The organism is Cedecea colo (genome assembly GCF_011808225.1).
GTDB classification, from domain to species: domain Bacteria; phylum Pseudomonadota; class Gammaproteobacteria; order Enterobacterales; family Enterobacteriaceae; genus Dryocola; species Dryocola colo.
The window spans coordinates 62,080-86,552 of record NZ_SOYS01000013.1 but is presented as its reverse complement, the minus strand read 5'-3'; the positions used below and the strand labels follow the sequence as shown (position 1 = coordinate 86,552).

General features: G+C 53.0%; 27 protein-coding genes. 15 read left to right on the top strand and 12 right to left on the bottom strand.

All coding sequences use genetic code 11. The features are described 5' to 3' along the window. The first annotated feature begins 58 nt into the window (after nucleotides 1-58). The 6 genes from cytR to rraA all read left to right on the top strand — a co-directional run bounded on the left by cytR (nucleotide 59) and on the right by rraA (nucleotide 5,777). Nucleotides 59-1,093 (top strand): DNA-binding transcriptional regulator CytR, encoded by a 1,035-nt coding sequence (gene cytR, locus E2L00_RS20075; RefSeq protein ID WP_167614710.1) that lies wholly within the window; start codon nucleotides 59-61, stop codon nucleotides 1,091-1,093. Nucleotides 1,094-1,181: 88 nt separating this feature from the next. After that, nucleotides 1,182-2,228 carry a cell division protein FtsN gene (ftsN, locus tag E2L00_RS20070; RefSeq protein WP_167614709.1) on the top strand — a complete coding sequence of 349 codons (1,047 nt, stop codon included), beginning with the start codon at nucleotides 1,182-1,184 and terminating at the stop codon, nucleotides 2,226-2,228. Between the two features lie 90 nt (nucleotides 2,229-2,318). Next, a complete protein-coding gene (gene hslV / locus E2L00_RS20065; RefSeq protein WP_167614708.1) occupies nucleotides 2,319-2,849 on the top strand; it encodes an ATP-dependent protease subunit HslV in 531 nt (176 codons plus the stop codon). 9 nt (nucleotides 2,850-2,858) lie between these two features. Further along, entirely contained in the window at nucleotides 2,859-4,193 is a 1,335-nt protein-coding gene (hslU, locus tag E2L00_RS20060) for an HslU--HslV peptidase ATPase subunit (protein WP_167614707.1), read from the top strand. 76 nt (nucleotides 4,194-4,269) lie between these two features. Next, a complete protein-coding gene (gene menA, locus E2L00_RS20055) occupies nucleotides 4,270-5,199 on the top strand; it encodes a 1,4-dihydroxy-2-naphthoate polyprenyltransferase (protein WP_167614706.1) in 930 nt (309 codons plus the stop codon). Nucleotides 5,200-5,291: 92 nt separating this feature from the next. After that, complete coding sequence (gene rraA, locus E2L00_RS20050) at nucleotides 5,292-5,777, top strand: ribonuclease E activity regulator RraA (RefSeq protein WP_167614705.1); 486 nt, start codon at nucleotides 5,292-5,294, stop codon at nucleotides 5,775-5,777. 59 nt (nucleotides 5,778-5,836) lie between these two features. Here rraA and zapB read toward each other — a convergent pair whose 3' ends face one another. Further along, nucleotides 5,837-6,076, bottom strand: coding sequence for a septal ring assembly protein ZapB (zapB, locus tag E2L00_RS20045; RefSeq protein ID WP_167614704.1), 240 nt, complete (start codon nucleotides 6,074-6,076; stop codon nucleotides 5,837-5,839). Nucleotides 6,077-6,517: 441 nt separating this feature from the next. Between zapB and E2L00_RS20040 the strand changes: the two genes are divergently transcribed. The 4 genes from E2L00_RS20040 to fpr all read left to right on the top strand — a co-directional run bounded on the left by E2L00_RS20040 (nucleotide 6,518) and on the right by fpr (nucleotide 10,884). Further along, nucleotides 6,518-7,369 carry an MIP/aquaporin family protein gene (locus E2L00_RS20040; protein WP_167614703.1) on the top strand — a complete coding sequence of 284 codons (852 nt, stop codon included), beginning with the start codon at nucleotides 6,518-6,520 and terminating at the stop codon, nucleotides 7,367-7,369. A gap of 25 nt (nucleotides 7,370-7,394) precedes the next feature. Beyond that, nucleotides 7,395-8,909, top strand: coding sequence for a glycerol kinase GlpK (gene glpK, locus E2L00_RS20035; protein WP_167614702.1), 1,515 nt, complete (start codon nucleotides 7,395-7,397; stop codon nucleotides 8,907-8,909). 119 nt (nucleotides 8,910-9,028) lie between these two features. After that, a complete protein-coding gene (gene glpX / locus E2L00_RS20030; protein WP_167614701.1) occupies nucleotides 9,029-10,039 on the top strand; it encodes a class II fructose-bisphosphatase in 1,011 nt (336 codons plus the stop codon). Between the two features lie 98 nt (nucleotides 10,040-10,137). After that, nucleotides 10,138-10,884, top strand: coding sequence for a ferredoxin--NADP(+) reductase (gene fpr / locus E2L00_RS20025; RefSeq protein ID WP_167614700.1), 747 nt, complete (start codon nucleotides 10,138-10,140; stop codon nucleotides 10,882-10,884). 2 nt (nucleotides 10,885-10,886) lie between these two features. Here the strand turns inward: fpr and E2L00_RS20020 are convergent, their stop codons facing one another. Beyond that, nucleotides 10,887-11,306: a DUF805 domain-containing protein gene (locus tag E2L00_RS20020; protein WP_167614699.1), complete on the bottom strand. Its 420-nt coding sequence runs from the start codon at nucleotides 11,304-11,306 to the stop codon at nucleotides 10,887-10,889. A 111-nt stretch (nucleotides 11,307-11,417) separates the two neighbouring features. Here E2L00_RS20020 and E2L00_RS20015 point away from each other — a divergent pair, with 111 nt between their 5' ends. Next, complete coding sequence (locus E2L00_RS20015; RefSeq protein ID WP_167614698.1) at nucleotides 11,418-12,017, top strand: YiiQ family protein; 600 nt, start codon at nucleotides 11,418-11,420, stop codon at nucleotides 12,015-12,017. 108 nt (nucleotides 12,018-12,125) lie between these two features. Further along, entirely contained in the window at nucleotides 12,126-12,893 is a 768-nt protein-coding gene (gene tpiA / locus E2L00_RS20010; protein WP_167614697.1) for a triose-phosphate isomerase, read from the top strand. 206 nt (nucleotides 12,894-13,099) lie between these two features. On the opposite strand, the gene E2L00_RS20005 is transcribed toward tpiA, so the two are convergent. The 5 genes from E2L00_RS20005 to cpxP form a co-directional block, all read right to left on the bottom strand. After that, nucleotides 13,100-14,404, bottom strand: coding sequence for an SLC13 family permease (locus E2L00_RS20005; protein WP_167614696.1), 1,305 nt, complete (start codon nucleotides 14,402-14,404; stop codon nucleotides 13,100-13,102). Between the two features lie 107 nt (nucleotides 14,405-14,511). Continuing rightward, nucleotides 14,512-15,501, bottom strand: a complete 990-nt coding sequence (locus E2L00_RS20000) for a sulfate ABC transporter substrate-binding protein (protein ID WP_167614695.1) — start codon at nucleotides 15,499-15,501, stop codon at nucleotides 14,512-14,514. A gap of 148 nt (nucleotides 15,502-15,649) precedes the next feature. Continuing rightward, the gene (gene pfkA / locus E2L00_RS19995) at nucleotides 15,650-16,612 is read right to left on the bottom strand and encodes a 6-phosphofructokinase (RefSeq protein WP_167614694.1); all 963 of its coding nucleotides are present in this window, start codon (nucleotides 16,610-16,612) and stop codon (nucleotides 15,650-15,652) included. A gap of 185 nt (nucleotides 16,613-16,797) precedes the next feature. Beyond that, nucleotides 16,798-17,700, bottom strand: coding sequence for a CDF family cation-efflux transporter FieF (gene fieF, locus E2L00_RS19990; RefSeq protein ID WP_167614693.1), 903 nt, complete (start codon nucleotides 17,698-17,700; stop codon nucleotides 16,798-16,800). Nucleotides 17,701-17,823: 123 nt separating this feature from the next. Next, nucleotides 17,824-18,336, bottom strand: coding sequence for a cell-envelope stress modulator CpxP (gene cpxP / locus E2L00_RS19985; protein WP_167614692.1), 513 nt, complete (start codon nucleotides 18,334-18,336; stop codon nucleotides 17,824-17,826). A gap of 147 nt (nucleotides 18,337-18,483) precedes the next feature. On the opposite strand from cpxP, the gene cpxR reads away from it, so the two are divergent. From cpxR to trmL, 3 genes are all read left to right on the top strand, one after another. Further along, nucleotides 18,484-19,182 (top strand): envelope stress response regulator transcription factor CpxR, encoded by a 699-nt coding sequence (cpxR, locus tag E2L00_RS19980; protein ID WP_167614691.1) that lies wholly within the window; start codon nucleotides 18,484-18,486, stop codon nucleotides 19,180-19,182. Next, nucleotides 19,179-20,552 (top strand): envelope stress sensor histidine kinase CpxA, encoded by a 1,374-nt coding sequence (gene cpxA, locus E2L00_RS19975; protein WP_167614690.1) that lies wholly within the window; start codon nucleotides 19,179-19,181, stop codon nucleotides 20,550-20,552. Before cpxR ends, cpxA begins: the two co-directional genes overlap by 4 nt. A gap of 91 nt (nucleotides 20,553-20,643) precedes the next feature. Beyond that, complete coding sequence (gene trmL, locus E2L00_RS19970; protein WP_167614689.1) at nucleotides 20,644-21,117, top strand: tRNA (uridine(34)/cytosine(34)/5-carboxymethylaminomethyluridine(34)-2'-O)-methyltransferase TrmL; 474 nt, start codon at nucleotides 20,644-20,646, stop codon at nucleotides 21,115-21,117. Here trmL and cysE read toward each other — a convergent pair. The 5 genes from cysE to E2L00_RS19945 form a co-directional block, all read right to left on the bottom strand. Next, on the bottom strand, nucleotides 21,114-21,935 hold the full coding sequence (cysE, locus tag E2L00_RS19965) for a serine O-acetyltransferase (RefSeq protein WP_167614688.1): 822 nt from the start codon (nucleotides 21,933-21,935) through the stop codon (nucleotides 21,114-21,116). The genes trmL and cysE overlap by 4 nt on opposite strands. An 89-nt stretch (nucleotides 21,936-22,024) precedes the next feature. Next, on the bottom strand, nucleotides 22,025-23,044 hold the full coding sequence (gene gpsA, locus E2L00_RS19960) for an NAD(P)H-dependent glycerol-3-phosphate dehydrogenase (RefSeq protein WP_167614687.1): 1,020 nt from the start codon (nucleotides 23,042-23,044) through the stop codon (nucleotides 22,025-22,027). Continuing rightward, on the bottom strand, nucleotides 23,044-23,511 hold the full coding sequence (gene secB / locus E2L00_RS19955) for a protein-export chaperone SecB (RefSeq protein WP_167614686.1): 468 nt from the start codon (nucleotides 23,509-23,511) through the stop codon (nucleotides 23,044-23,046). Before secB ends, gpsA begins: the two co-directional genes overlap by 1 nt. Before the next feature lie 64 nt (nucleotides 23,512-23,575). Continuing rightward, nucleotides 23,576-23,827, bottom strand: a complete 252-nt coding sequence (grxC, locus tag E2L00_RS19950; RefSeq protein ID WP_167614685.1) for a glutaredoxin 3 — start codon at nucleotides 23,825-23,827, stop codon at nucleotides 23,576-23,578. A 24-nt stretch (nucleotides 23,828-23,851) separates the two neighbouring features. Beyond that, nucleotides 23,852-24,283: a rhodanese-like domain-containing protein gene (locus E2L00_RS19945; protein WP_167614684.1), complete on the bottom strand. Its 432-nt coding sequence runs from the start codon at nucleotides 24,281-24,283 to the stop codon at nucleotides 23,852-23,854. Nucleotides 24,284-24,473: the final 190 nt, after the last annotated feature.

The window sequence follows — 24,473 nt, the reverse complement described above, 5'->3', positions numbered from 1 at the left end:
GCACGATCGGGCATAAAGGATGTGTCATGGCCTGCGGAGTGCAAGCGAGGAGAAGAAGTTGAAGCCGAAGAGTCAGGTTGCCAATGCAACCATGAAGGATGTTGCCGTACAGGCGAAAGTATCAACAGCAACGGTATCCCGGGCGTTAATGAACCCGGATAAGGTCTCGCAAAGCACGCGTAGCCGGGTAGAAAAGGCTGCAATAGAAGTGGGTTACTTGCCCCATTCGTTAGGCCGTAATACAAAGCGTAACGAATCGCGTACGATTCTGGTAATCGTTCCGGATATCTGCGATCCGTTCTTCAGCGAGATTATTCGCGGCATTGAAATCACCGCCGCTGAGCAGGGTTATCTGGTGCTGATTGGCGATTGCGCCCATCAAAATCAGCAGGAAAAAACGTTCATCGATCTGATAATCACCAAGCAAATTGACGGCATGTTGCTGCTTGGCTCGCGCCTGCCGTTTGATGCAAGCCTTGAAGAACAAAGAAATTTGCCGCCGATGGTGATGGCTAACGAGTTTGCGCCAGAGCTGGAGCTGCCAACGGTGCATATCGACAATCTCACCGCTGCGTTTAACGCCGTTTATTATTTGCAGCAGTTGGGCCACGAAAGGATTGCCTGTATTGCCGGGCCGGAAGAGATGCCTCTTTGTCATTACCGCCTGCAGGGATATATTCAGGCGTTACGCCGTACGGGCATGGTCATCGATCCGCATTATATCGCCCGCGGTGATTTTACTTTTGAGGCCGGCGCGGTAGCCGTTGCGCAGCTTTTATCGCTTCCCGTTCCGCCAACTGCAATCTTTTGCCACAGCGATGTTATGGCGCTGGGTGCGCTTTCACAGGCCAAACGTAGCGGGCTGCGTATCCCGGAGGATTTATCGATCATGGGCTTCGATGATATTGCGTTATCGCAATTTTGTGATCCACCGCTCACTACGGTCCAACAGCCGCGTTTCGATATCGGAAGGGAGGCGATGTTGTTGCTATTAGATCAGCTACACGGTGAAATCGTTAGCAGCGGATCGCGCCTGCTGGACTGCGACCTCATTGAGCGAGGAAGCACCAGCGCGCCAGGCTTAAGAAAATGAACCGCTTTAGGACTCCATAATCTGGTCAAAGGGACGCCCCTTAAGTAACATGGCGGGCTGACAAACGAATAAATACAGCGAATCGATAGTGGCACAAAAAGATTATGTACGCCGCGGGCAATCGGCAGGGACACGGCGCAAAAAGAGCACCTCCCGCAAAAAGCAACGTAACCTGCCATCCGTCTCGCCGACAATGGTCGCCATTGCGGCCGCCGTTCTGGTGACCTTTATTGGTGCCCTGTACTTCATTACCCATCATAAAAAAGAGGAAAGTGAAGTCCTGCCGGGCCATAAGGTGACCGGGAACGGCCTTCCGCCGAAGCCCGAAGAACGCTGGCGCTACATCAAAGAACTGGAAAATCGTCAGCCGGGCGTACGCACGCCAACCGAGCCTACGGCCGGTGGCGAAGTGCAGAATAAAGACCAGCTCACCAACGAGCAGCGTCAACTGCTGGAGCAGATGCAGGCGGATATGCGCCAGCAACCGACACAGTTGAACGAAGTGCCGTGGAACGAACAAACTCCGGCCCAGCGCCAACAAACGCTGCAGCGCCAGAGGCAGCTACAGCAGCAGGTGCAGCAGCGGACTCAGCAACAACAATGGAACACGCAGCAACAGCAACAGCCTCGTGTGCAGCAGCGCGTGACCGAACAACCTTATCAGCAACCGCGTACCGCGCAACAAACGCAGCAGCAGCCACGTCCTGTTCAACAACAGCAACCGCGCACGACGACCGCGTCTCAGCCGTATCAGGATTTGCTGCAAACGCCGCCGCATAACGCTCAGCAGCGTGCGCCTGCGCAAACTGCTCAGCCTCGTGAGCAGGTGCAGACGCAACCAAAAGCGGCACCGGTTAGCCGTGAGCCTGAAGCAGCAAAATCTGCCCCGGCCGTTCACGAGAAAAAGGATGAAAAACGCTGGATGGTTCAGTGCGGTTCATTCAAAGGCAGCGCTCAGGCGGAAACGGTTCGTGCGCAGCTTGCTTTTGAAGGTTTTGATTCACGCATTACCACCAACAACGGCTGGAATCGCGTGGTGATTGGCCCAATCAAAGGCAAAGATAATGCCGATGGCACGCTTAACCGTCTGAAGATGGCTGGTCACTCCAGCTGCATTCGTCTCGGCGGGGGTTGAAACCCCCAAAATCCCCCCCATCTATAATTGCATTCAGCCCCGGACTCGGTCCGGGGCACGTATTTAGCTGATGCAATAAGGGGTCTGCTCGTGACAACAATAGTAAGTGTGCGCCGCAACGGCCATGTCGTAATCGGTGGTGATGGACAGGCCACGCTCGGCAACACCGTAATGAAAGGCAACGTGAAAAAAGTTCGCCGCCTTTATAACGACAAAGTCATCGCTGGCTTTGCGGGTGGCACAGCCGATGCCTTCACTCTGTTCGAGCTCTTTGAACGCAAACTCGAAATGCATCAGGGCCACCTGGTGAAAGCCGCCGTCGAGCTGGCTAAAGACTGGCGTACCGACCGTATGCTGCGCAAGCTCGAAGCGCTGCTGGCCGTAGCCGATGAAAACGCGTCGCTTATCATTACCGGTAACGGTGACGTTATTCAGCCAGAAGATGACCTGATAGCTATCGGTTCCGGTGGCCCGTATGCCCAGGCCGCCGCCCGCGCCCTGCTGGAAAACACCGCTCTGGACGCGCGTGACATCGTTGAGAAATCGCTGGGGATCGCCGGTGATATCTGCATTTACACCAACCATTTCCATACTATTGAAGAATTAGCGTCTAAGGCGTAAGGATCCCCCATGTCTGAAATGACTCCACGCGAAATTGTCAGCGAGCTGAACAAACACATCATCGGCCAGGACAACGCCAAGCGTTCCGTGGCAATTGCGCTGCGTAACCGCTGGCGCCGTATGCAACTGGATGAAGAGTTGCGCCATGAAGTGACGCCAAAAAACATTCTGATGATCGGCCCAACCGGCGTCGGTAAAACTGAAATCGCACGCCGTCTGGCAAAACTCGCCAATGCGCCGTTTATTAAAGTCGAAGCCACCAAGTTCACCGAAGTGGGCTACGTCGGTAAAGAAGTTGATTCTATCATCCGCGATCTGACCGATTCTGCGATGAAAATGGTGCGTCTGCAGTCCATTGAGAAAAATCGTTATCGCGCTGAAGAAATGGCCGAAGAACGCATTCTTGATGCGCTTATTCCGCCAGCCAAAAACAACTGGGGTCAGTCTGAGCAGGCGCAGGAGCCTTCCGCCGCACGCCAGGCATTCCGCAAAAAACTGCGCGAAGGCCAGCTGGACGACAAAGAAATCGAAATCGATCTGGCTGCAGCGCCGATGGGCGTTGAGATCATGGCGCCTCCAGGCATGGAAGAGATGACCAACCAGCTTCAGTCAATGTTCCAGAACCTGGGCGGCCAGAAGCAGAAACCGCGCAAGCTGAAAATCAAAGACGCGATGAAGCTTCTGATTGAAGAAGAAGCTGCCAAGCTTGTGAATCCGGAAGAGCTGAAGCAGGACGCGATTGACGCGGTTGAGCAGCACGGCATCGTGTTTATCGATGAGATCGATAAAATCTGTAAGCGCGGCGGCAACAGCTCCGGCCCCGATGTTTCCCGCGAAGGCGTTCAGCGCGACCTGCTGCCGCTGGTTGAAGGCTGCACCGTTTCCACCAAGCACGGCATGGTGAAAACTGACCATATCCTGTTTATCGCCTCTGGCGCATTCCAGGTGGCAAGCCCGTCCGATCTGATCCCGGAATTGCAGGGCCGCCTGCCGATTCGCGTTGAATTGCAGGCGCTGACCGTGGAAGATTTCGAACGCATTCTGACTGAGCCAAACGCTTCTGTTACCGTGCAGTACAAGGCGTTGATGGGCACGGAAGGCGTGAACATCGACTTCACCGAAGACGGTATCCGTCGTATCGCTCAGGCCGCATGGCAGGTGAACGAATCGACCGAGAACATCGGCGCGCGTCGTCTGCATACCGTGCTTGAGCGCCTGGTAGAGGATATCTCTTACGAAGCCAGCGATCTGAGCGGCCAGTCCATTATTATTGATGCTGAATATGTGAGTAAGCATCTGGATGAGCTGGTAGCAGATGAAGATCTGAGCCGTTTTATCCTATAATCGCGGCCAACGTATTTTCTTCATTGCAAATGGAGGGCTTATGCCCTCCATTTTTTTATCACTGGCATCCATAACTATGAACGATTCGCATTCTGTAAGCATAACGAGAGCCTGGCTGGAAAGCCTGCGTCCCCGCACCCTGCCGTTGGCTTTTGCCTCTATCGTTTGCGGCTCCGCGCTGGCGTACTGGCAAGGGGTATTTGCTCCCGCAGTGGCCGGGCTTGCGCTGCTGACGGCGGGGCTGCTGCAAATCCTTTCCAACCTCGCGAATGACTATGGCGATGCGGTAAAAGGCAGCGATAAGGAAGACCGCATTGGGCCGTTGCGCGGTATGCAAAAAGGCGTAATTACTCAAGCGCAAATGAAGCGCGCGTTGATTATCACCGTCGTGCTTATCTGCCTTTCCGGCCTGGCTCTGGTTGCCGTTGCCTGTCATACCGCGGCCGACTTCTTCGGGTTTCTGGTGCTCGGTCTGGCGTCTATTGTGGCGGCAATTACCTATACGGTCGGTACTCGCCCGTATGGCTATATGGGACTGGGTGATATTTCCGTGCTGGTCTTTTTCGGCTGGCTGAGCGTGGTGGGAAGCTGGTATTTACAGGCTCATATGCTCGCGCCGTTGGTTTTCCTGCCTGCTACCGCATGCGGTTTACTGGCAACGGCGGTTTTAAACATCAACAACCTGCGCGATATCGACAGCGATCGCGAGAACGGTAAAAACACGCTAGCGGTTCGTCTGGGGCCGGTTGTGGCTCGTCGCTACCACGTTTGTCTGCTGATGGGTGCGCTGCTGTGTCTGGCCGCCTTTAATCTGATTTGGCTGAAAAGCCTGTGGGGATGGCTGTTTGTGCTGGCGGCGCCGCTACTCATCAAACAGGCCATTTACGTCACGCGTGAAATGGAGCCTGCCGCCATCCGCCCGATGCTTGAGCGTACGGTAAAAGCAGCCCTGCTGATTAACCTGTTGTTTGCGATGGGAGTTGTGCTCAGCAAGGCGCATTTTTAGCTGACAAATATCAATTAACAATTGATGATTTTGCCAACAGTTAACATTAAGCGATATACTGACAACTCCTGCAGCAACAGAACTTAAATCCTATGAAATATGATACTTCCGAGCTTTGCGACATCTACCAGGAAGATGTTAACGTCGTTGAACCGCTGTTTTCCAATTTTGGCGGGCGGTCGTCCTTTGGCGGGCAAATCATTACGGTGAAATGTTTCGAGGACAACGGGTTGCTGTACGATCTGCTCGAACAGCAAGGCCGTGGCCGTGTCCTGTTGGTCGACGGCGGCGGCTCTGTACGCCGCGCCCTTGTTGACGCTGAACTGGCGCGTCTTGCGGCACAAAACGAGTGGGAAGGGATTGTGGTCTACGGCGCGGTGCGCCAGGTGGACGATCTGGAAGAGCTGGATATCGGCATTCAGGCTATCGCCGCAATCCCCGTTGGCGCTGCGGGTGAAGGCATCGGTGAAAGTGATATACGCGTCAATTTTGGCGGCGTAACGTTTTTCTCCGGCGATCATCTTTACGCGGACAACACCGGCATTATCCTTTCCGAAGATCCGCTTGATATTGAATAAGCCGATCTTGCTATGCAAAACGGGCGCCCTGGGGCGCCCGTTTTATTTCAGTCTGTAACTTACACTTCTTCCATTTTGCCCAACAGCGCATGCAAACGCTCCTGCCAGACATGCTGTTGTTCTTTCAGCGAATTGTTCTCACGGATCAGCTCTTCGTGATTGCCCTGCGCCTGCTGAATTTCCTGCACCAGGCTGTTGTTCTTCTCTTTCAGCTCTTCGATTTCCATCTGCAACAACGTGATAGTGTCAATCGCCTGCTGTACTTTCGATTCCAGTTTCTCAAAAACTTCAAATGACATGTCAAATCTCTCCTGAATTGCAAGGCGTTGATGGATGGCTATCCTCGTCCCGGCGTTACCGGCGACGCCTTTGTGAACATATGCGCACCACGCAGCGTTTCCCCGATTGTAAGTAGCGCCGCATCGCGTGTCCAGCGGCTTCCCGCGCTCTTTGCGTAACATGACGTTTTTCAGCATATACCGAGAGACTACGGGCGTCTTAAGCGTTAATTGTTAAAAAACCGCTTATAAAAACGCAGCCATTCCCCTGCTCTTACTGGCTGATAATGCTCATTTTTTAGCGCGAAACCGCGCATTTCTATGACGAAAGCCACAGTTTTTAAGTTCGATATTTCTCGTTTATGTTCGTTAACGATAAATTAACACCATGCCTACATGGCATAAGGGTGGCAAGGACGCTCAAATCACAATAGCCATTAATTTTGCCTTCAGGACCCTACTATGAATCAGACAGCTTCACCTACTTTAAAAGGCCAGTGCATCGCAGAGTTCATAGGTACCGCGCTGTTGATTTTCTTCGGTGTGGGATGCGTGGCCGCACTCAAAGTCGCAGGCGCCGTCTTCGGACAGTGGGAAATTAGCTTTATCTGGGGCTTAGGAGTAGCGATGGCCATCTACTTAACCGCCGGCGTTTCTGGTGCACATCTCAATCCTGCCGTCACGGTCGCACTGTGGTTGTTCGCCTGCTTTGACAAACGGAAAGTTGTGCCGTTTATTGTGTCGCAGGTCGCAGGTGCATTCTGCGCCGCAGCGCTGGTATACGGCTTATATTACAATCTGTTCCTTGATTACGAACAGGCTCATCACATGGTACGCGGCAGCGTGGAAAGCCTGGACTTAGCCGGTATCTTCTCTACCTATCCAAACCCGCATATTAATCTGGGACAGGCATTTGCCGTAGAAATGGTAATTACCGCCATCCTGATGGGTGTGATTCTGGCGCTGACCGACGATGGCAACGGCGTCCCGCGCGGGCCGCTGGCACCTTTGCTGATAGGCTTACTGATTGCTGTGATCGGCGCCTCAATGGGTCCGCTGACCGGCTTCGCCATGAACCCGGCGCGTGATTTTGGTCCAAAAATTTTCGCCTGGCTGGCAGGCTGGGGCGATATTGCCTTTACCGGCGGCAAAGATATCCCTTACTTCCTGATACCCATTTTTGGCCCCTTGACGGGTGCCATGTTAGGCGCATTTGGGTATCGTAAACTGATTGGCCGCCATCTGCCGTGTGATGTTTGCGAAGATATTGAAGCGAAAACGTCGGGCGCATCTACACAACAAAATGCTTCTTAAGCAACTCTGACTTCGGGACAACTTTATGACCACTGAAAAAAAGTACATCGTCGCGCTCGACCAGGGCACCACCAGCTCCCGTGCCGTCGTCCTGGATCATGACGCCAATATCGTCAGCGTGTCACAGCGTGAATTTGAGCAAATCTATCCTAAGCCTGGCTGGGTCGAGCACGATCCGATGGAAATCTGGGCCTCCCAGAGCTCCACGCTGGTAGAAGTGCTGGCGAAAGCCGATATCAGTTCCGATCAGATTGCCGCAATTGGCATCACCAACCAGCGTGAAACCGCGATTGTCTGGGAACGCGAAACCGGCAAGCCTATCTACAACGCTATCGTCTGGCAGTGCCGCCGCACGGCAGAAATCTGCGAACAGCTTAAGCGTGACGGCATGGAAGAGTACGTGCGTAGCACCACTGGTCTGGTGGTTGACCCATACTTTGCCGGCACTAAAGTGAAGTGGATCCTCGACCACGTGGAAGGTTCACGCGAGCGCGCTCGTCGTGGCGAACTGTTGTTCGGTACGGTAGACACCTGGCTTATCTGGAAGATGACTCAGGGTCGCGTGCACGTCACCGATTATACCAACGCCTCGCGTACCATGTTATTCAACATTCACGATCTGGACTGGGACGACAAAATGCTGGACGCGCTGGATATCCCACGCGCCATGCTGCCACAGGTCCGCAAGTCTTCCGAAATTTACGGCCAGACCAACATCGGTGGTAAAGGCGGCACGCGTATTCCGATCGCCGGTATCGCGGGCGACCAGCAGGCAGCGCTGTTTGGCCAGCTTTGCGTGAAAGAAGGCATGGCGAAAAACACTTACGGCACCGGCTGCTTTATGTTGATGAATACCGGTGAGAAAGCCGTAACTTCAAGCCATGGTTTACTGACAACTATCGCCTGCGGCCCACGCGGTGAAGTGAACTACGCCCTGGAAGGCGCGGTGTTTATGGCCGGCGCATCCATTCAGTGGCTGCGTGACGAGATGAAGCTGATAAGCGACGCCTTCGACTCCGAATATTTCGCTACCAAAGTGAAAGATACCAACGGCGTGTACGTGGTGCCTGCATTTACCGGGCTTGGCGCACCTTACTGGGATCCGTATGCGCGCGGCGCAATTTTCGGCCTGACGCGTGGTGTGAATTCAAACCACATCATCCGCGCTACGCTGGAATCCATCGCTTATCAAACCCGCGATGTGCTCGAAGCAATGCAGGCGGACTCAGGTATTCGCCTGCACGCATTACGCGTGGACGGCGGCGCGGTTGCCAACAACTTCCTGATGCAGTTCCAGTCCGACATCCTTGGCACTCGCGTAGAGCGCCCTGAAGTACGTGAAGTAACGGCTCTGGGTGCCGCTTATCTGGCAGGTCTGGCGGTTGGCTTCTGGCAGAATTTAGACGAAGTGAGCGAGAAGGCCGTTATCGAAAAAGAGTTCCGCCCGGGTATCGAAACCACCGAGCGCAATTTCCGTTACGCAGGCTGGAAAAAAGCTGTTAAACGCGCGCTAGCATGGGAAGAGCACGACGAAGATTAACCCCTTTCTACGGCCCCGGACGGGGCCTCTTTTATGCCCCTTCCCGGTCCAGGGTTTTCCCGGCTATCTCCCGCCTGTGCTACACTCCGTCGCAATTGAGCTTGCTAAATGAGTATGTAATGAAACGAGAACTTGCGATCGAATTTTCCCGCGTAACGGAAGCAGCAGCACTTGCCGGTTATAAATGGCTGGGCCGTGGCGACAAGAATACCGCCGACGGAGCGGCCGTTCATGCCATGCGCATCATGCTTAATCAGGTCAATATCGACGGCCAGATTGTAATTGGCGAAGGGGAAATCGACGAAGCGCCGATGCTCTATATCGGTGAGAAAGTCGGGACCGGACAAGGCGATGCGGTGGACATAGCAGTTGATCCCATAGAAGGCACCCGCATGACAGCGATGGGCCAGGCCAACGCGCTGGCGGTGCTGGCGGTTGGCGATAAAGGCAGCTTCCTGAATGCGCCCGATATGTATATGGAAAAACTGATTGTCGGCCCCGGCGCGCGAGGCGTTATCGATCTCAACCTGTCTTTGGCGCAAAACCTGCACAACGTTGCCATTGCGCTCAACAAGCCGCTCAGCGAACTCACCGTCACCATCCTTGCTAAGCCACGCCACGATGCAACCATTGCCGAAATGCAAAAACTTGGCGTACGCGTTTTCGCTATTCCTGATGGCGACGTTGCGGCATCGATCCTGACCTGCATGCCGGACAGCGAAGTGGACGTAATGTACGGCATCGGCGGCGCGCCTGAAGGCGTGATTTCCGCAGCGGTTATCCGTGCGCTGGATGGCGATATGCAAGGGCGCCTGCTGGCTCGTCATCATGTTAAAGGCGACAACGAAGAAAACCGTCGCATCGGCGAGCAAGAACTGGAACGCTGCAAAGCGATGGGCATTGAAGCCGGAAAGTTTCTGAAGCTGGACGACATGGCGCGCAACGATAACGTAGTTTTTTCAGCCACCGGCATCACCAAAGGCGATCTGCTCGACGGTATCACCCGTAAAGGCAATATAGCAACAACAGAAACGCTGCTGATTCGCGGCAAATCGCGCACCATTCGCCGCATTAAATCCATCCATTATCTCGACCGTAAAGACCCGAACGTGCAGGCCCATATTCTGTAAGGCCGCCGTTTGTCTGATTGAGCTTTCCGGCCCGCACAGGCTGGAAATCTTTCACTATTCTGGTGAAGATAAGGCAAGAGCAACAACAGGAGCGCAACATGGCGGATTGGGTTAAAGGTAAAGTTACTCAGGTTCAGCACTGGACCGATTCTCTCTTCAGCCTCACGGTTCAGGCTCCTGTCGCCCCGTTTACCGCCGGGCAGTTTACCAAGCTTGGCCTGGAAATTGACGGCGAACGCGTGCAGCGCGCCTATTCTTATGTCAACGCGCCGGGCAATTCCAATCTCGAATTTTATCTGGTTAACGTGCCGGAAGGTAAACTCAGCCCGCGCCTGCATGTTATGCAACCGGGTGACGAAATAATGATAGTAAGTGAGCCCGCCGGGTTCTTTATTCTGCAAGAAATCCCGGATTGCAAAACGTTGTGGATGCTGGCTACCGGCACCGCGCTTGGCCCTTACCTTTCCATTCTGCAGGAAGGTAAAGACCTGGAACGTTTTGAGAATATCGTTTTGCTGCACGCCGTGCGCTATGCCAGCGATCTCAGTTATCTGCCGTTAATGCAGGAGCTACAGCAGCGCTACGACGGCAAATTACGTATTCAGACCGTTGTCAGCCGTGAAACTATTGCCGGTACGCTAACCGGGCGAGTGCCAGCACTGATTGAAAGTGGCGAGCTGGAAGCGGCGGTTGGGCTGCCAATGGATATTGAAACCAGCCATGTGATGCTGTGCGGCAACCCACAAATGGTGCGCGATACCCAGCAGTTACTGAAAGATACCCGACAAATGACCAAACATTTGCGTCGTCGACCGGGCCATATGACTGCCGAGCATTACTGGTAAACTCAGCGGTATTTTACCTCGCTTGTATCTTTGCCGAACCGGTTTTCACCCTGGGTGCCAACAAACGCGCCCAGGTCCATGATCATCATTACCAGAATCAGCGTCGGGATGAAGCGTCCCAGGCCCCACTGCGCCACGCTGCCGAAAACGTCCCAGTTTCCCGCCAGAAGCAGCCACGCCGGAATAAACAGCAGCGCCCACCAGCCTTTCTTATTACGATCGTGCAGGCGTTTAACGATAACCGCAGCCGTGGGAATCAGCGATCCCGATAAAAAGAATCCGGCGGTTGAGTAAGGCATAATTTTAGCCCCGGCCAGGGTAAATAAAATCGCCAGACCGGCAATCCAGACGCCAATCCAAATCCAGAAATCGCGACGCCCGATACGTCCTTTAAAAGAGAACAGCCAAAGCTGGATGGTCATGATAAGGTCCTTATAAGTTTTGTGGCGTAGTGTACCCTGGCTGTGCCAGGTTTTGACAAGCCAACGGATTGCCGATTTAATCAGTGCCATGAATGACAGGAGAAGTTGTTGATGAAATATCTGCTCTGCACCCTTGTGCTGATTGCGCTGCCTGTTGCGGTGAGCCGGGCAGATCCACCTTCTGAGACGCCGCCTGGCTTACCCGCGGCGCCTTATTTACTGCCGGGCTCGCCTACGTTTGATCTGACGATTACGCAGTTTCGCGAAAAATTTAATATCGATAACCCGAAGCTGCCAATCAATGAATTCCGCGCCATCGACTCCAGTCGGGATAAGGCGAACCTGACGCGGGCGGCCAGCAAGATCAACGAAAATCTTTATGCCTCCACGGCGCTGGAACGCGGCACGCTGAAAATCAAATCTATCCAGATAACCTGGCTACCCATTCAGGGGCCGGAGCAGAAAGCCGCGCGCGCAAAGGCGATGGAATATATGGCGGCTCTTCTGCGTAGCTTCACGCCAATATTTTCTCAGCAGCAAAGCCAGGAAAGGCTAAGCAACTTACTCAGCGCCGGAAAAAATAAACGCTACTTCGCCCAGACCGAAGGCGCGCTTCGCTATGTTGTAGCGGACAACGGCGAAAAAGGGCTAACTTTCGCCGTTGAACCGATTAAGCTTACGCTTTCTGAAGGGCTAAACAACGGCGATTAAATGATAAAAAGCAAAGCCTTTAGCCCCCTGAGTCTCTATACTGTTTCACAGACCACGCTGCCTGAAGGCAGCAATTCTTTTATTTGATTGACCGCGTGGAGAATTAAAATGCGACATCCTTTGGTGATGGGTAACTGGAAACTCAACGGCAGCAAGCAGATGGTTAACGAGTTGATTGCTGGCCTGCGCAAAGAACTGGCTGGCGTTGATGGTTGCGGCGTAGCGATTGCCCCTCCTGCTATGTACCTGGACCTGGCAAAACACGCCGCTTCCGGTAGCCACATTATTCTTGGTGCTCAGAACGTTGACGTAAATCTGTCCGGCGCGTTTACCGGTGAAGTTTCCGCTGAAATGCTCAAAGATATCGGCGCTAAATACATCATCATCGGTCACTCTGAGCGTCGCACTTATCACGCTGAATCTGACGAACTGATTGCGAAGAAATTCGCTGTGCTTAAACAAGTCGGCCTGACGCCAGTGCTGTGCATCGGCGAAACCGAAGCAGAAAACGAAGCCGGCAAAACGGAAGAAGTTTGCGCACGCCAGATCGATGCGGTGCTGAAAACCCAGGGCGCAGCGGCTTTCGAAGGCGTGGTTATTGCTTACGAACCAGTTTGGGCCATCGGTACTGGCAAATCAGCCACTCCTGCGCAGGCTCAGGCAGTGCACAAATTCATTCGCGATCACATCGCTAAAGCCGATGCGAAAGTGGCTGAACAGGTCATCATTCAATACGGCGGTTCCGTAAACGATAAAAACGCAGCCGAGCTGTTTGCTCAGCTGGACATCGACGGTGCGCTGGTTGGCGGTGCCTCTCTGAAAGCAGACGCTTTCGCGGTTATCGTTAAAGCTGCGGCTGAAGCGAAAAAAGCGTAATTAATGCCGGCATGTAAAAAGGCTCCGCTTGCGGAGCCTTTTTACTGATGACAAACCTCATGGCGTACAGCGCTTTGAAATATGTCTTTAATAAAATTAACAGGAAAATCAACGTATTGATTTTCGGCTGATAACCACAAAGAAGGGAAAACCACGCTTTTTCCTTCTTTATCAGCAATCTCAAGGCTCCGCTTGCGGAGCCTTTTTTATAGCTTACCTGTCAGCCTGAACCAGCCGTAATCCAGCGGCATTAACACCGCAAACGTTACTAGCGCCAGCGCCAGGCAGAGCTTAAGCCCGGCTTTTGCAGGCACTTTTCCTAATGCCATCGCCACCACGATGGGCGAAGCCATATACGGCAGCAGCGGCGTTGAATATCCCAGAACCTGCACCATAATCACCGATAACAGCGGAAATCCCGTTGCCTGCGAAAAACTCGCTGCAAGAGAGGTATACAACGCCGGAACGCCGTTTGCCGTAACGATAAAATTTAGCAGGCTGGTAATGCCCGTCAGCGCGACAAAGCTGGTAAATGGACGCCCGGCATCAAGCGGCATCACAGCGAGTAGCTTTTCGCCCACCACGCTGCCCAATCCGGTTTCCGTCACCGTAGAAGCCAAAGCCAGAATCCCCGCCACATAGAAGCAGGTACGGACGTTTACCCCGCTTGCAAATTCTTCGCTGGTGATGAACCCAACGCGCGGCAGCAGCGTAATACAGGCGGCAACAAGCCCCACCCAGGCCGGACCAATACCGTGCAGGCTTTCACTCATCCAAAGCATCAATACCGCCGCAAGCAGCCAGGCCAGACGTTTTTCATCGCGGCTCATGGGGCCAGGCTGGTCAATTTTCTCCGCAGCATGAGGCTTACCGGGAAAGAGCCAGCAAATCAGGCCGATGAGGATCAGCCCTTTCAAAATCCCCAACACTGGCGTGTGCAGCCAGAGATAAGGCAGATAGTTGAGATGAATACTGTAAGAACCTTCAGCCGCCCCGCTCATCACCAGATTAGGCACGTTGGCCGGCAGGATCGTGGCGGAGAGCTGAAAGGTACCGAAGCCGACGGCCAGCGCCAGGCCAAACCAGGCCCGCGAACCATCCACAATACCGGAGCGTTTCGCCATCGCTGCCACAATCGGCATCAGCAGAGCGATGCGTCCCATATTTGAAGGCATCACAAAAGCGAGCGCATAGCTGAGTAACACGACGCTCCCGACCATCCGCACCCAGGAATCCGTCAGATTTGCAGAAATCATCCTCGCAGCTCTATCCGCAAGACCGGTTTTGCGGATAGCAATTCCCAGAACGAAACCGCTAAATACCAGCCAGAAAGCTGAGGAGGCAAAACCGCTGAAGATAACTGCGGCCGGGGCGATTTTTGCCACCGTTGCGATGGCAAAAAACAGCAGCGCCGTGAGGTATTCAGGAAGCGCGGACGTAGCCCAGAGCGTGATGGTAATAAGAATAATCAGCGTGGGGAGAAACAAAGGATGGCTAAACCAGTGCGACATACCTGTCTCCGGTAGATTTTTTCAGCAGTCTACGGCGGAGCGGTAGTAATGTAAATTTTGCTGATAATAACTCGCATGTAAAAGGCCCCTGGAAGGGGCCGTTTACATTAACGCTTGCTGATTTGATCGAAGGTGCCGCCGTTCGAGAAATGCTCTTTCTGAGCTTTCGTCCAGCCACCGAACTCTTCGTCAATGGTATATAGCTTCAGCTTCGGAAAGGTGTTTTCGTATTTCTTCGCTACGTCCGCATTACGTGGGCGGTAATAATTCTTCGCGGCGATTTCCTGCCCTTCGGGGGAATAAAGATATTTCAGATATGCTTCGGTCACTTTCTGAGTACCTTTCTTCTCAACCACTTTATCAACAACGGAAACGGTAGGTTCAGCCAGGATAGACTCGCTTGGGGTCACGATCTCGAACTTGTCTTTACCCAGCTCGTTGGTTGCCAGTAGCGCTTCGTTTTCCCAGGCGATCAGCACGTCGCCAATACCGCGCTCCACGAAGGTATTGGTTGAGCCACGCGCGCCGGAGTCCAGTACCTCTACGTTTTTAAACAGCGCTTTGACAAAGTCCTGGGCTTTCGCCTGGTTATTGTTGTTGTGGTGCAGGGCATAGCCCCACGCAGCCAGGTAGTTCCAGCGTGCGCCGCCAGAGCTTTTTGGATTTGGAGTGATAACGGAAACGCCCGGTTTAATCAGGTCGTTCCAGTCATGAATTTGTTTCGGATTGCCTTTGCGCACCAGGAATACGATGGTGGAGGTGTAAGGCGCAGAGTTATCCGGCAGGCGTTTGATCCAGTTTTTATCAATACGGCCGCGCTCAGCAATGGCATCGACATCGTAAGCCAGCGCGAGGGTAACGACATCTGCTTCAATGCCATTAATCACCGAAGTCGCTTGTTTACCTGAGCCGCCGTGAGACTGACGCACCACCACGTTGTCGCCGGTTTCCTGTTTCCAGTGCGCGCTGAAAGCCTTGTTGTACTCTTCGTACAGTTCACGCGTCGGATCGTAAGACACGTTAAGTAATTGAACGTCTTTAGCCAGGACGCTGCCCGAGGCCAAAAGTAAAGTTAATCCCACTCCCCACTTGTTCATCGCATACTCTCTTATATGTAGTCTGATGAACTCAGCCTGCCAGAAACTTGTTCGCTGATTAAAGAATAAAAAAAGATTGGTTATAATAATTGGAAATAAACAGGCAGATAAAAAAGCCGGGTTTCCCCGGCTCGTTTTGCAGTCAAAATCAGTAAAGCTTTTTGGCGCAGTCCAGCCAGTCGCCTTTGAACGGACGCTTCATATTTTCGATAGCGTCGACGATATCATGGTGAACAAGCTTCTCGTTCTGAATACCTACGCAACGACCACCGTGGCCCTGTAGCAGTAATTCGATGGAGTAAGCGCCCATGCGGGAAGCCAGAATACGGTCGTAAGCAACCGGAGAACCGCCGCGCTGGATATGACCCAGGACGGTTGCGCGAGTTTCGCGCTTGGTTTCTGTTTCGATGTATTTGGCCAGCTCGTCGATGTCGCAGATGTGCTCGGTAATCGCCACGATTGCGTGTTTCTTACCTTTAGCGATACCCGCTTTGATTTCCGCAACCAGGTCTTCGCGGTTGAACTCAACTTCTGGCAATACCACAAACTCACAGCCACCGGCAATTGATGCAGCTAAGGTCAAATCGCCGCAGTAACGACCCATGACTTCCACAATGGAAATACGCTGGTGGGAGGAAGAAGTGTCACGCAGGCGGTCGATAGCTTCCACAACGGTTTCCAGCGCGGTGAAAAAGCCGATGGTATAGTCGGTGCCTTTGATGTCGTTATCAATCGTGCCCGGCAAGCCGATACATGGGAAGCCCATTTCGGTCAGACGCTTAGCTCCCATGTAGGAACCATCACCGCCGATAACAACCAGCGCATCAATGCCGCGTTTTTTTAAGTTCTCGATGGCCACCGCACGGATTTTTTCATCACGAAATTCCGGGAAACGAGCTGAACCCAGGAAGGTACCGCCACGGTTAATCATGTCGGACACGCTGTAACGGTCCAGGTTGATCATGCGATCTTCATACAAACCGAGATAGCCATCATAAACACCTGCAACTTCCAGACCTTCTGACAATGCTGCACGCACCACACCGCGAATCGCGGCGTTCATGCCCGGCGCATCACCGCCACTCGTCAACACACCAATTTTTTTGATCATGACTACCTCTGAACTTTGAATGCAAAATTAATCCTGTTGCCGGAAACAGCCTGCGGGCAAACCGAGGCTTCGACTCTGCTGCAAATAGTATAACAACCGCTTCCAGCTGAATTGATTCAGGTCAGGCCAAGCGGCGGTAATTTACCCATAAAATACCGCCCATGTCTGCTTTACTAAACGAAAAATTAAAGCTCAAAATGCCCTTGCCGTTCCGACGGAACGACCGAGCAGGGATCCTGGTGAATAATCACATCCGATCCAGGGAAATGATGCAGGATCGCCTGTTCCACTTGTTCCGCAATAACATGTGCCTGAACCAGCGGTAAATTGTCTTCCATTTCGATATGAAGCTGAATAAAGCGGGTCGGCCCTGACTGTCGCGTACGTAAATCATGCGCTCCCCTGACGCCCGGCCATGAGGTGACGATATCGATAATGGCCTGATGCTCAGTATCCGGTAATGCACGATCTAAAAGGGACTGCACGGCCTCATGGCCCATGCGAATCGCGTTATACAAAATATAGACGCCGATCCCTAGTGCAAATAGCGCATCAGCGCGATGCCAGCCATACCAGGATAACGCAAGCGCAATAAGAATCGCGCCGTTCATCATAACATCAGACTGATAATGAAGCATATCCGCCCGAACGGCCTGGCTATGCGTTTTTCGCACCACCCAGCGTTGAAAAGTCACAAGAATTAGCGTGCTGATTAGCGCGATGACGGTAACCACGACTCCCACAAGCGGCTGTTTCATCGGCGTAGGGTCGGCCAGGTGCTGGATGCCGGTTAAGAGCAGGAACAGCGCCGAACCTGAAATAAACATACTTTGCGCCAGCGCCGCCAGTGATTCTGCTTTACCGTGCCCGAAAGTGTGCTCTTCGTCCGCAGGCTGCAGCGAATAGCGCACAACAAGAAGATTCGTTAGCGACGCGGCAATATCCACCAGCGAATCAACCAGCGCCGCCAGAATACTGACCGAACCGGTATACCACCAGGCGAAAATTTTAATCAAAAGTAACAACGAGGCCATCACCGTTGCAGCAATCGCCGCGCGGCTGACCAATTTCCCATACTGTTGATTCATAGAAGCTCCAACAAATTAATGCTGGCTAGTATAGCGGATGAGGCCGATCCCTCAGGCAAAAAAAACCCGCCTGGTCAGGCGGGGAAGACAGGGATGGTGTCTATGGCAAGGAAAACAGGTTTGTTACTGGTTACTGCGGGTACTGCTGCTACTCAGAGCCTGCAACGAAGATGTGCGCTGCAGATCCAACAGTTCACGAAACTGACTCATGCGCTGTTGATGTTTGTCATGCAAAACGGCTTGCTGCTCAGGCGTTAACAGACGGTACATTTGGTTGCGTACTTTTGCCATCTCAACCTGGCGAGCAACCTGTTCCTGGGCCATTTTTTCTGCCTGGGCACGAACAGCCGTTTCGTCAAAATTTTCTGCGGTGACCAGATTATGCATGGCCTCCATTTCGCGAACGTTCACAGGTGGGCTATCATGCCTTGCACGCTGCATGAGATCGCGCATCTGCTGGCGTTGCTGTTCAGTTAAATTAATGCCGTCAAACATGTGGCTTTGAACACTGTTACGTTTCGCAAGCTCCTCACCGGAGTGCCAGTTATCGCTAGTCGATAAGTCTGCGGCCTGGCTGGTTAGCGTTACGAGCGCCAGTGTTGAGGCCATGACGGCAGCGGTAACATTGCGCATCACTTGCTCCCGAACTCTTATGTGCTGCGATTCAACGAGAGCCAGTCTACGATTCCCGCTGCAAACTAGCGTCAGGGGGTGTAAAACAACGTAAAGTCATGGATTAGCGCGCCTTGATGACGTAATTTCTGCCTCGGAGGTAATTTAACAATGAATAAAATTCTGCTAGTTGATGATGACCGAGAGCTTACTTCCCTGCTAAAGGAACTGCTCGACATGGAAGGCTTTAACGTACTTGTCGCGCACGACGGTGAACAAGCGTTAGAGCTTTTAGACGACAGCATCGACCTGTTATTGCTCGACGTAATGATGCCAAAGAAAAACGGCATCGATACCCTGAAAGAGCTACGCCAGTCACACCAGACTCCTGTTATTATGCTTACCGCGCGCGGAAGCGAGCTGGACCGCGTCCTTGGCCTTGAATTAGGCGCAGATGACTATCTTCCTAAACCATTCAACGATCGTGAACTGGTGGCCCGTATACGCGCTATTTTGCGCCGTTCGCACTGGAGCGAGCAGCAGCAAAATAGCGACAGCGGTTCGCCCACGGTGGAAGTGGATGGATTAAACCTCAATCCCGGTCGACAGGAAGCCAGCTTTGACGGCCAGGCGCTTGATTTAACCGGCACAGAATTTACCCTGCTGTATCTGTTAGCGCAGCATTTAGGCCAGGTCGTTTCGCGTGAACATTTAAGCCAGGAAGTTTTAGGTAAACGTTTGACGCCATTCGATCGCGCCATCGACATGCACATCTCCAATTTGCGCCGTAAATTACCCGATCGCAAAGACGGGCATCCGTGGTTTAAAACGCTGCGTGGTCGTGGATATCTGATGGTGTCCGCTTCATGATAAGTAGCCTTACCGCGCGTATTTTTGCCATCTTCTGGTTGACGTTAGCATTAGTGTTGATGCTGGTACTAATGCTGCCAAAACTGGATTCGCGTCAGATGACCGAACTGATGGAAAATGAGCAACGTCAAGGCATTATGATTGAACAGCATGTCGAAGCGGAGCTGGAAAACGATCCGCCTAACGACCTGATGTGGTGGCGCCGCCTGTTTAGAGCCATTGATAAATGGGCTCCGCCCGGGCAACGCCTCCTGCTCGTTACCAGCGAAGGGCGGGTTATCGGCGCCCAGCGCAACGAAATGCAGATTATCCGTAACTTTATCGGCCAGTCTGACAACGCCGATCATCCGCAGAAGAAAAAATATGGTCGCGTTGAATTAGTAGGTCCCTTTTCCGTTCGTGATGGGGAAGATAACTATCAGCTCTATCTCATTCGCCCGGCCAGCAACTCCCAGTCCGACTTTATCAACCTGCTATTTGACCGGCCGCTGCTGCTGCTGATTGTCACTATGCTGGTCAGCTCCCCGCTGCTTTTATGGCTGGCGTGGAGCCTCGCAAAACCCGCACGTAAGTTGAAAAATGCGGCTGATGAGGTAGCGCAGGGGAATTTACGCCAGCATCCTGAACTGGAGGCGGGCCCGCAAGAGTTTCTTGCTGCCGGTACCAGCTTCAACCAGATGGTGACCGCGCTGGAAAGCATGATGACAACGCAGCAACGTCTGCTGTCGGATATCTCGCACGAATTACGCACCCCGCTGACTCGTCTGCAACTTGGCACCGCCCTTCTACGGCGTAAAAGCGGCGAGAGCAAAGAGCTTGAGCGTATCGAAACCGAGGCTCAACGTCTGGATGGCATGATTAACGATCTGCTGGTGATGTCCCGCAATCAGCAGAAAAACGCGCTGGCCAGCGAAACCATGAAGGCGAACCAGATCTGGTCCGAAGTGCTGGATAACGCAGCCTTTGAAGCCGAACAGATGGGTAAATCGCTGGAGGTTACCTACCCGCCGGGCCCATGGCTGATGTACGGTAACCCGAACTCGCTGGAAAGCGCGCTGGAAAATATTGTCCGCAATGCGCTGCGTTATTCACACACCAAGATCGCCGTAAATTTCTCAGTTGATAATCAAGGGATCACCGTTACCGTGGACGATGACGGCCCAGGCGTCAGCCCGTCCGATCGTGAGCAAATTTTCCGTCCGTTCTACCGTACAGACGAAGCAAGAGATCGTGAATCAGGCGGTACTGGTTTAGGGCTTGCCATCGTTGAAACGGCGGTTCAGCAGCATCGTGGCTGGGTAAAAGCCGAAGATAGTCCGCTTGGCGGACTGCGGCTGGTTATCTGGCTACCGCTCTATCGTCGTAACTAACAGCTATTTCTGCTGACAAGAAAGGAAAGCGAGGTTTTTCCTCCCTGCCCCAAATTTTGCTATTCTGCGCGCCTTGTCTTATGGGGGTCGTATGCTGAATATCGTGTTGTTTGAACCGGAAATCCCACCGAACACCGGAAATATTATTCGCCTTTGCGCTAATACCGGCTTTCGCCTGCATATTATCGAGCCAACGGGCTTTGGTTGGGATGATAAGCGCCTGCGCCGCGCGGGCCTGGACTATCACGAATTCACCGCCGTGATCCGCCACGCCAATTACGCTGCATTTCTTGCAGCAGAGAATCCGCAGCGCCTGTTTGCCTTAACCACAAAAGGTACGCCTGCGCACAGCGCGGTGAGCTATCAGGATGGGGATTATCTGGTGTTTGGTCCGGAAACACGCGGCCTGCCGGCAGCCATCCTTGACGCATTACCTGCCGAACAAAAAATTCGTATTCCGATGATGCCGGACAGCCGCAGCATGAATCTGTCTAACGCGGTATCTGTAGTGGTATATGAAGCGTGGCGTCAGCTTGGTTACCCTGGCGCCGTGCTGAGAAGTTAAATTCCGTCGCCGTATTCGAAGCCGTTATTAGCGCCGTTGAAGTGTTGATCCATATCAATGGCGGGTTTATCGCTTTCCGGTTTGCCAACGATACGCGCAGGTACACCCGCCGCGGTAGTATGTGGCGGCACCGGCTGTAGTACGACGGAACCCGCCCCAATTTTGGCGCCGCGCCCGACTTCAATGTTGCCGAGGATTTTCGCCCCGGCACCAATCATTACGCCTTCACGGATTTTCGGATGGCGATCGCCGCTCGTTTTACCGGTCCCGCCGAGCGTGACGGACTGCAAAATCGACACGTCGTTTTCCACAATAGCCGTTTCACCAATTACGATGCCCGTCGCATGGTCAAGCATGATCCCACAGCCAATGTTGGCCGCCGGGTGAATGTCGACCTGAAAGGAGACGGAAACCTGGTTTTGCAAGAAAATTGCCAGCGCCTGACGCCCTTCTTTCCATAACCAGTGGCCAATACGATAGGCCTGAAGCGCATGGAAACCTTTCAAATAAAGTAACGGCGTTGAATATTTGTCTACCGCCGGGTCGCGGCTACGCACGGCCTGAATATCACAGGCGGCGGAAGCGATCATTTGCGGCTCTGCCGCATAGGCTTCCTCCACAACTTCACGGATGGCGATAGCGGGCATAATCGGCGAGGCCAGCTTGTTAGCCAGCATATAGCTTAAAGCGCTACCGAGGTTTTCATGCTTGAGGAGAGTTGCGTGGTAAAAACTGGCCAACATTGGTTCACAATCGGCAAGCGCTCGCGCTTCGGCTTTAATATTGTTCCACACCAGATCCAGTTCTTCAGACGACATTGCTCTCTCCAGACAGAAAACAGCGTCCGGCATGAAAACCGGAGCGCTTCAGTTATTACGGTTATATTGTTCCATCAGTCGCAACTGTGTCAGTTGCCGCTCCGTTCATCCTTGCGTGTTCGACCAAGCAGCGTTAATGCTGCCTCGCGAGCGTTTTTTCCGCAATATAATACCTGATAAATTTCCTCTGTTATTGGCATTTCGACGCCAAAGCGAGCCGCCAGCTCCCGCACTTCTTTCGTATTGCGGTAGCCTTCAACCACCTGGCCGATGTTCTGCTGCGCCGAATCCACGTCCATCCCCTGCCCCAGCATCATGCCAAAGCGGCGGTTACGGGATTGATTATCGGTACAGGTCAGCACCAGATCGCCAAGTCCTGCCATCCCCATAAAGGTTTCAGGATCGGCGCCCAGCGCGCTGCCAAGGCGAGTCATTTCAGCCAGACCGCGTGTGATAAGCGCGGTACGTGCATTAGCACCAAAACCGATGCCGTCGGATATCCCTGCGCCAATCGCAATGACGTTTTTCACCGCGCCACCTAGCTGCACGCCGATGAAATCCGGATTGCTGTAGACGCGGAAGCTTTTGCCGCAGTGCAGCAACTGCTGAAGATCCTGCGCGAAAGTTTCGTCGGTTGCCGCCAGGGAAATTGCCGTAGGTAAACCAGCGGCGAGCTCTTTGGCAAAAGTTGGCCCTGAAATAACCGCAAGCGGTACGCTTTCTCCCAGCGCATCACGAGCAACATCCTGCAACAGACGTCCTGTTTCTGCTTCCAGGCCTTTGGTTGCCCAAACCACTCGCGCATCCGGGCGCATCAACGGTTTGATTTGGCGTAACACCTGACCGAAGACGTGACTAGGCACAACTACCAGAATATTGCGGCTTGCCAAAAGCGCAGTGGCTAAATCGCTTTCGAGATGAAGCGTGTCCGGGAAGGAAACATCAGGGAGGAATGCGACGTTACAGCGGTCGGCCTGTAATTTAGCAATATGTTTTGGATCGTGGCCCCACAGGACAACGTGGTGGCCGTTTCTTGCCAACGTAATGGCAAGAGCGGTGCCGTAAGAGCCGGCACCGATCACAGTCATTGAAGCATTAAGGCTATTCATCAGGCATCCTGATGGTTTTCAGTACCTTCGCCAGATTGCTGTTGCAGATAGCTCATGAACAGCGCATCGAAGTTAACCGGCGCAAGGTTCAACTGCGGGAAGGTACCACGAGAAACTAGGCTAGTGATTGCTTCGCGCGCATACGGGAACAGAATGTTCGGGCAGTACGCACCCAGGCAGTGTGCCATTTGCGTGCCTTCGATACCGCCGATGGAGAAGATGCCAGCCTGCTGTACTTCACACAGGAACGCGGTATCTTCACCCAGCGTTGCGGTCACGGTTACGCGCAGCACAACTTCATACACATCGTCTGCCAGCTGGCTGGAAGCGGTATCCAGGTCCAGCTTAACTTCTGGCTGCCAGTCTTTCTGAAAAACATGAGGCGCATTTGGCGCTTCAAAAGAGATGTCCTTGGTATAAACGCGCTGAATCTGGAAAGCCATTTCTGTATTGTTTTGTTCTGACATTTTTAAACCCTTAAAAAATTAATACGTCCTTTATTCATCCGCAACCGACGGCAGACAAACCGCGCTATCGCAGCAGGGGATCGAGTCCACCACGTGCGTCAAGCGCATACAAGTCATCACAGCCGCCAATGTGCTGTGCATCAATAAAAATCTGCGGCACCGTTGTACGGCCACTGCGTTTGATCATCTCTTCCCGTTTCACGGCATCACCATCAATAGGTAATTCCTGGAAAGTTACCCCTTTGCTGTTGAGCAAATCTTTTGCGCGGTGGCAAAAAGGACAGGTCGCTTTGGTGTAGATTTCAATGTTCGCCATGGCTTACCTCAGAATACGTTCAGATTATTTACCGCGGACCAGCGGCAGGTTATCCCCGCTCCAGCCAGCAACACCTTCTTTAAGCAAGGTTACGTGCTCGAAACCGGCTTTCGTCAGCAGCGCTGCTGACTCCTGAGAGGAAATACCGTTGCCACAAACCACGATAACCGGTTTAGCTTTGTATTTTTCTAACTCACCAAAGTTGCCGTTTTTGATATCATTTGCCAGCACGTTGAGCGAGTTCGCGATATGGCCTTTGCGGTAGTCATCACGCTGGCGCACATCAACCACAACAGCATCTTCTTTGTTGATTAAACGCGTGGCTTCACCACGGGTAATCACCTTCACCTTTGAGGTTAATCCCTTAAAGGTCATGAAAAGTACGGCGGCCAGTAAACCAACCCACGCCAGACTAAGTATGGGATGACGACCAACGAATTGCATAATTTCTTGCATGGGGGGTGATAACTCCCGACTAAGTAATGTGAAAAAAACCAGGCAAGGAGTATACCTTCGCATTGTGGCAATTACAGCCAGTCAGCATGATGTATTGTGGATTCTGCGTGCTGTTACGAAAAAAATGACGTTGTCCGGGATAAACCGTTGCCGGTCCAGCCTCTTTCTTTGATCTTCTGCGGCTATTTCC

Bases quoted from the DNA above. Each gene is read 5' to 3' on its own strand.
- secB (WP_167614686.1), bottom strand. From the start codon at position 23,511: ATGTCAGAACAAAACAATACAGAAATGGCTTTCCAGATTCAGCGCGTT.
- E2L00_RS20020 (WP_167614699.1), bottom strand. From the start codon at position 11,306: ATGACCATCCAGCTTTGGCTGTTCTCTTTTAAAGGACGTATCGGGCGT.
- cysE (WP_167614688.1), bottom strand. From the start codon at position 21,935: ATGTCGTCTGAAGAACTGGATCTGGTGTGGAACAATATTAAAGCCGAA.
- grxC (WP_167614685.1), bottom strand. From the start codon at position 23,827: ATGGCGAACATTGAAATCTACACCAAAGCGACCTGTCCTTTTTGCCAC.
- fpr (WP_167614700.1), top strand. From the start codon at position 10,138: ATGGCGGATTGGGTTAAAGGTAAAGTTACTCAGGTTCAGCACTGGACC.
- E2L00_RS20040 (WP_167614703.1), top strand. From the start codon at position 6,518: ATGAATCAGACAGCTTCACCTACTTTAAAAGGCCAGTGCATCGCAGAG.
- tpiA (WP_167614697.1), top strand. From the start codon at position 12,126: ATGCGACATCCTTTGGTGATGGGTAACTGGAAACTCAACGGCAGCAAG.
- E2L00_RS20000 (WP_167614695.1), bottom strand. From the start codon at position 15,501: ATGAACAAGTGGGGAGTGGGATTAACTTTACTTTTGGCCTCGGGCAGC.
- glpK (WP_167614702.1), top strand. From the start codon at position 7,395: ATGACCACTGAAAAAAAGTACATCGTCGCGCTCGACCAGGGCACCACC.
- trmL (WP_167614689.1), top strand. From the start codon at position 20,644: ATGCTGAATATCGTGTTGTTTGAACCGGAAATCCCACCGAACACCGGA.
- pfkA (WP_167614694.1), bottom strand. From the start codon at position 16,612: ATGATCAAAAAAATTGGTGTGTTGACGAGTGGCGGTGATGCGCCGGGC.
- E2L00_RS19945 (WP_167614684.1), bottom strand. From the start codon at position 24,283: ATGCAAGAAATTATGCAATTCGTTGGTCGTCATCCCATACTTAGTCTG.
- glpX (WP_167614701.1), top strand. From the start codon at position 9,029: ATGAAACGAGAACTTGCGATCGAATTTTCCCGCGTAACGGAAGCAGCA.
- menA (WP_167614706.1), top strand. From the start codon at position 4,270: ATGAACGATTCGCATTCTGTAAGCATAACGAGAGCCTGGCTGGAAAGC.
- rraA (WP_167614705.1), top strand. From the start codon at position 5,292: ATGAAATATGATACTTCCGAGCTTTGCGACATCTACCAGGAAGATGTT.
- zapB (WP_167614704.1), bottom strand. From the start codon at position 6,076: ATGTCATTTGAAGTTTTTGAGAAACTGGAATCGAAAGTACAGCAGGCG.
- E2L00_RS20015 (WP_167614698.1), top strand. From the start codon at position 11,418: ATGAAATATCTGCTCTGCACCCTTGTGCTGATTGCGCTGCCTGTTGCG.
- hslU (WP_167614707.1), top strand. From the start codon at position 2,859: ATGTCTGAAATGACTCCACGCGAAATTGTCAGCGAGCTGAACAAACAC.
- cpxR (WP_167614691.1), top strand. From the start codon at position 18,484: ATGAATAAAATTCTGCTAGTTGATGATGACCGAGAGCTTACTTCCCTG.
- gpsA (WP_167614687.1), bottom strand. From the start codon at position 23,044: ATGAATAGCCTTAATGCTTCAATGACTGTGATCGGTGCCGGCTCTTAC.
- fieF (WP_167614693.1), bottom strand. From the start codon at position 17,700: ATGAATCAACAGTATGGGAAATTGGTCAGCCGCGCGGCGATTGCTGCA.
- E2L00_RS20005 (WP_167614696.1), bottom strand. From the start codon at position 14,404: ATGTCGCACTGGTTTAGCCATCCTTTGTTTCTCCCCACGCTGATTATT.
- cpxA (WP_167614690.1), top strand. From the start codon at position 19,179: ATGATAAGTAGCCTTACCGCGCGTATTTTTGCCATCTTCTGGTTGACG.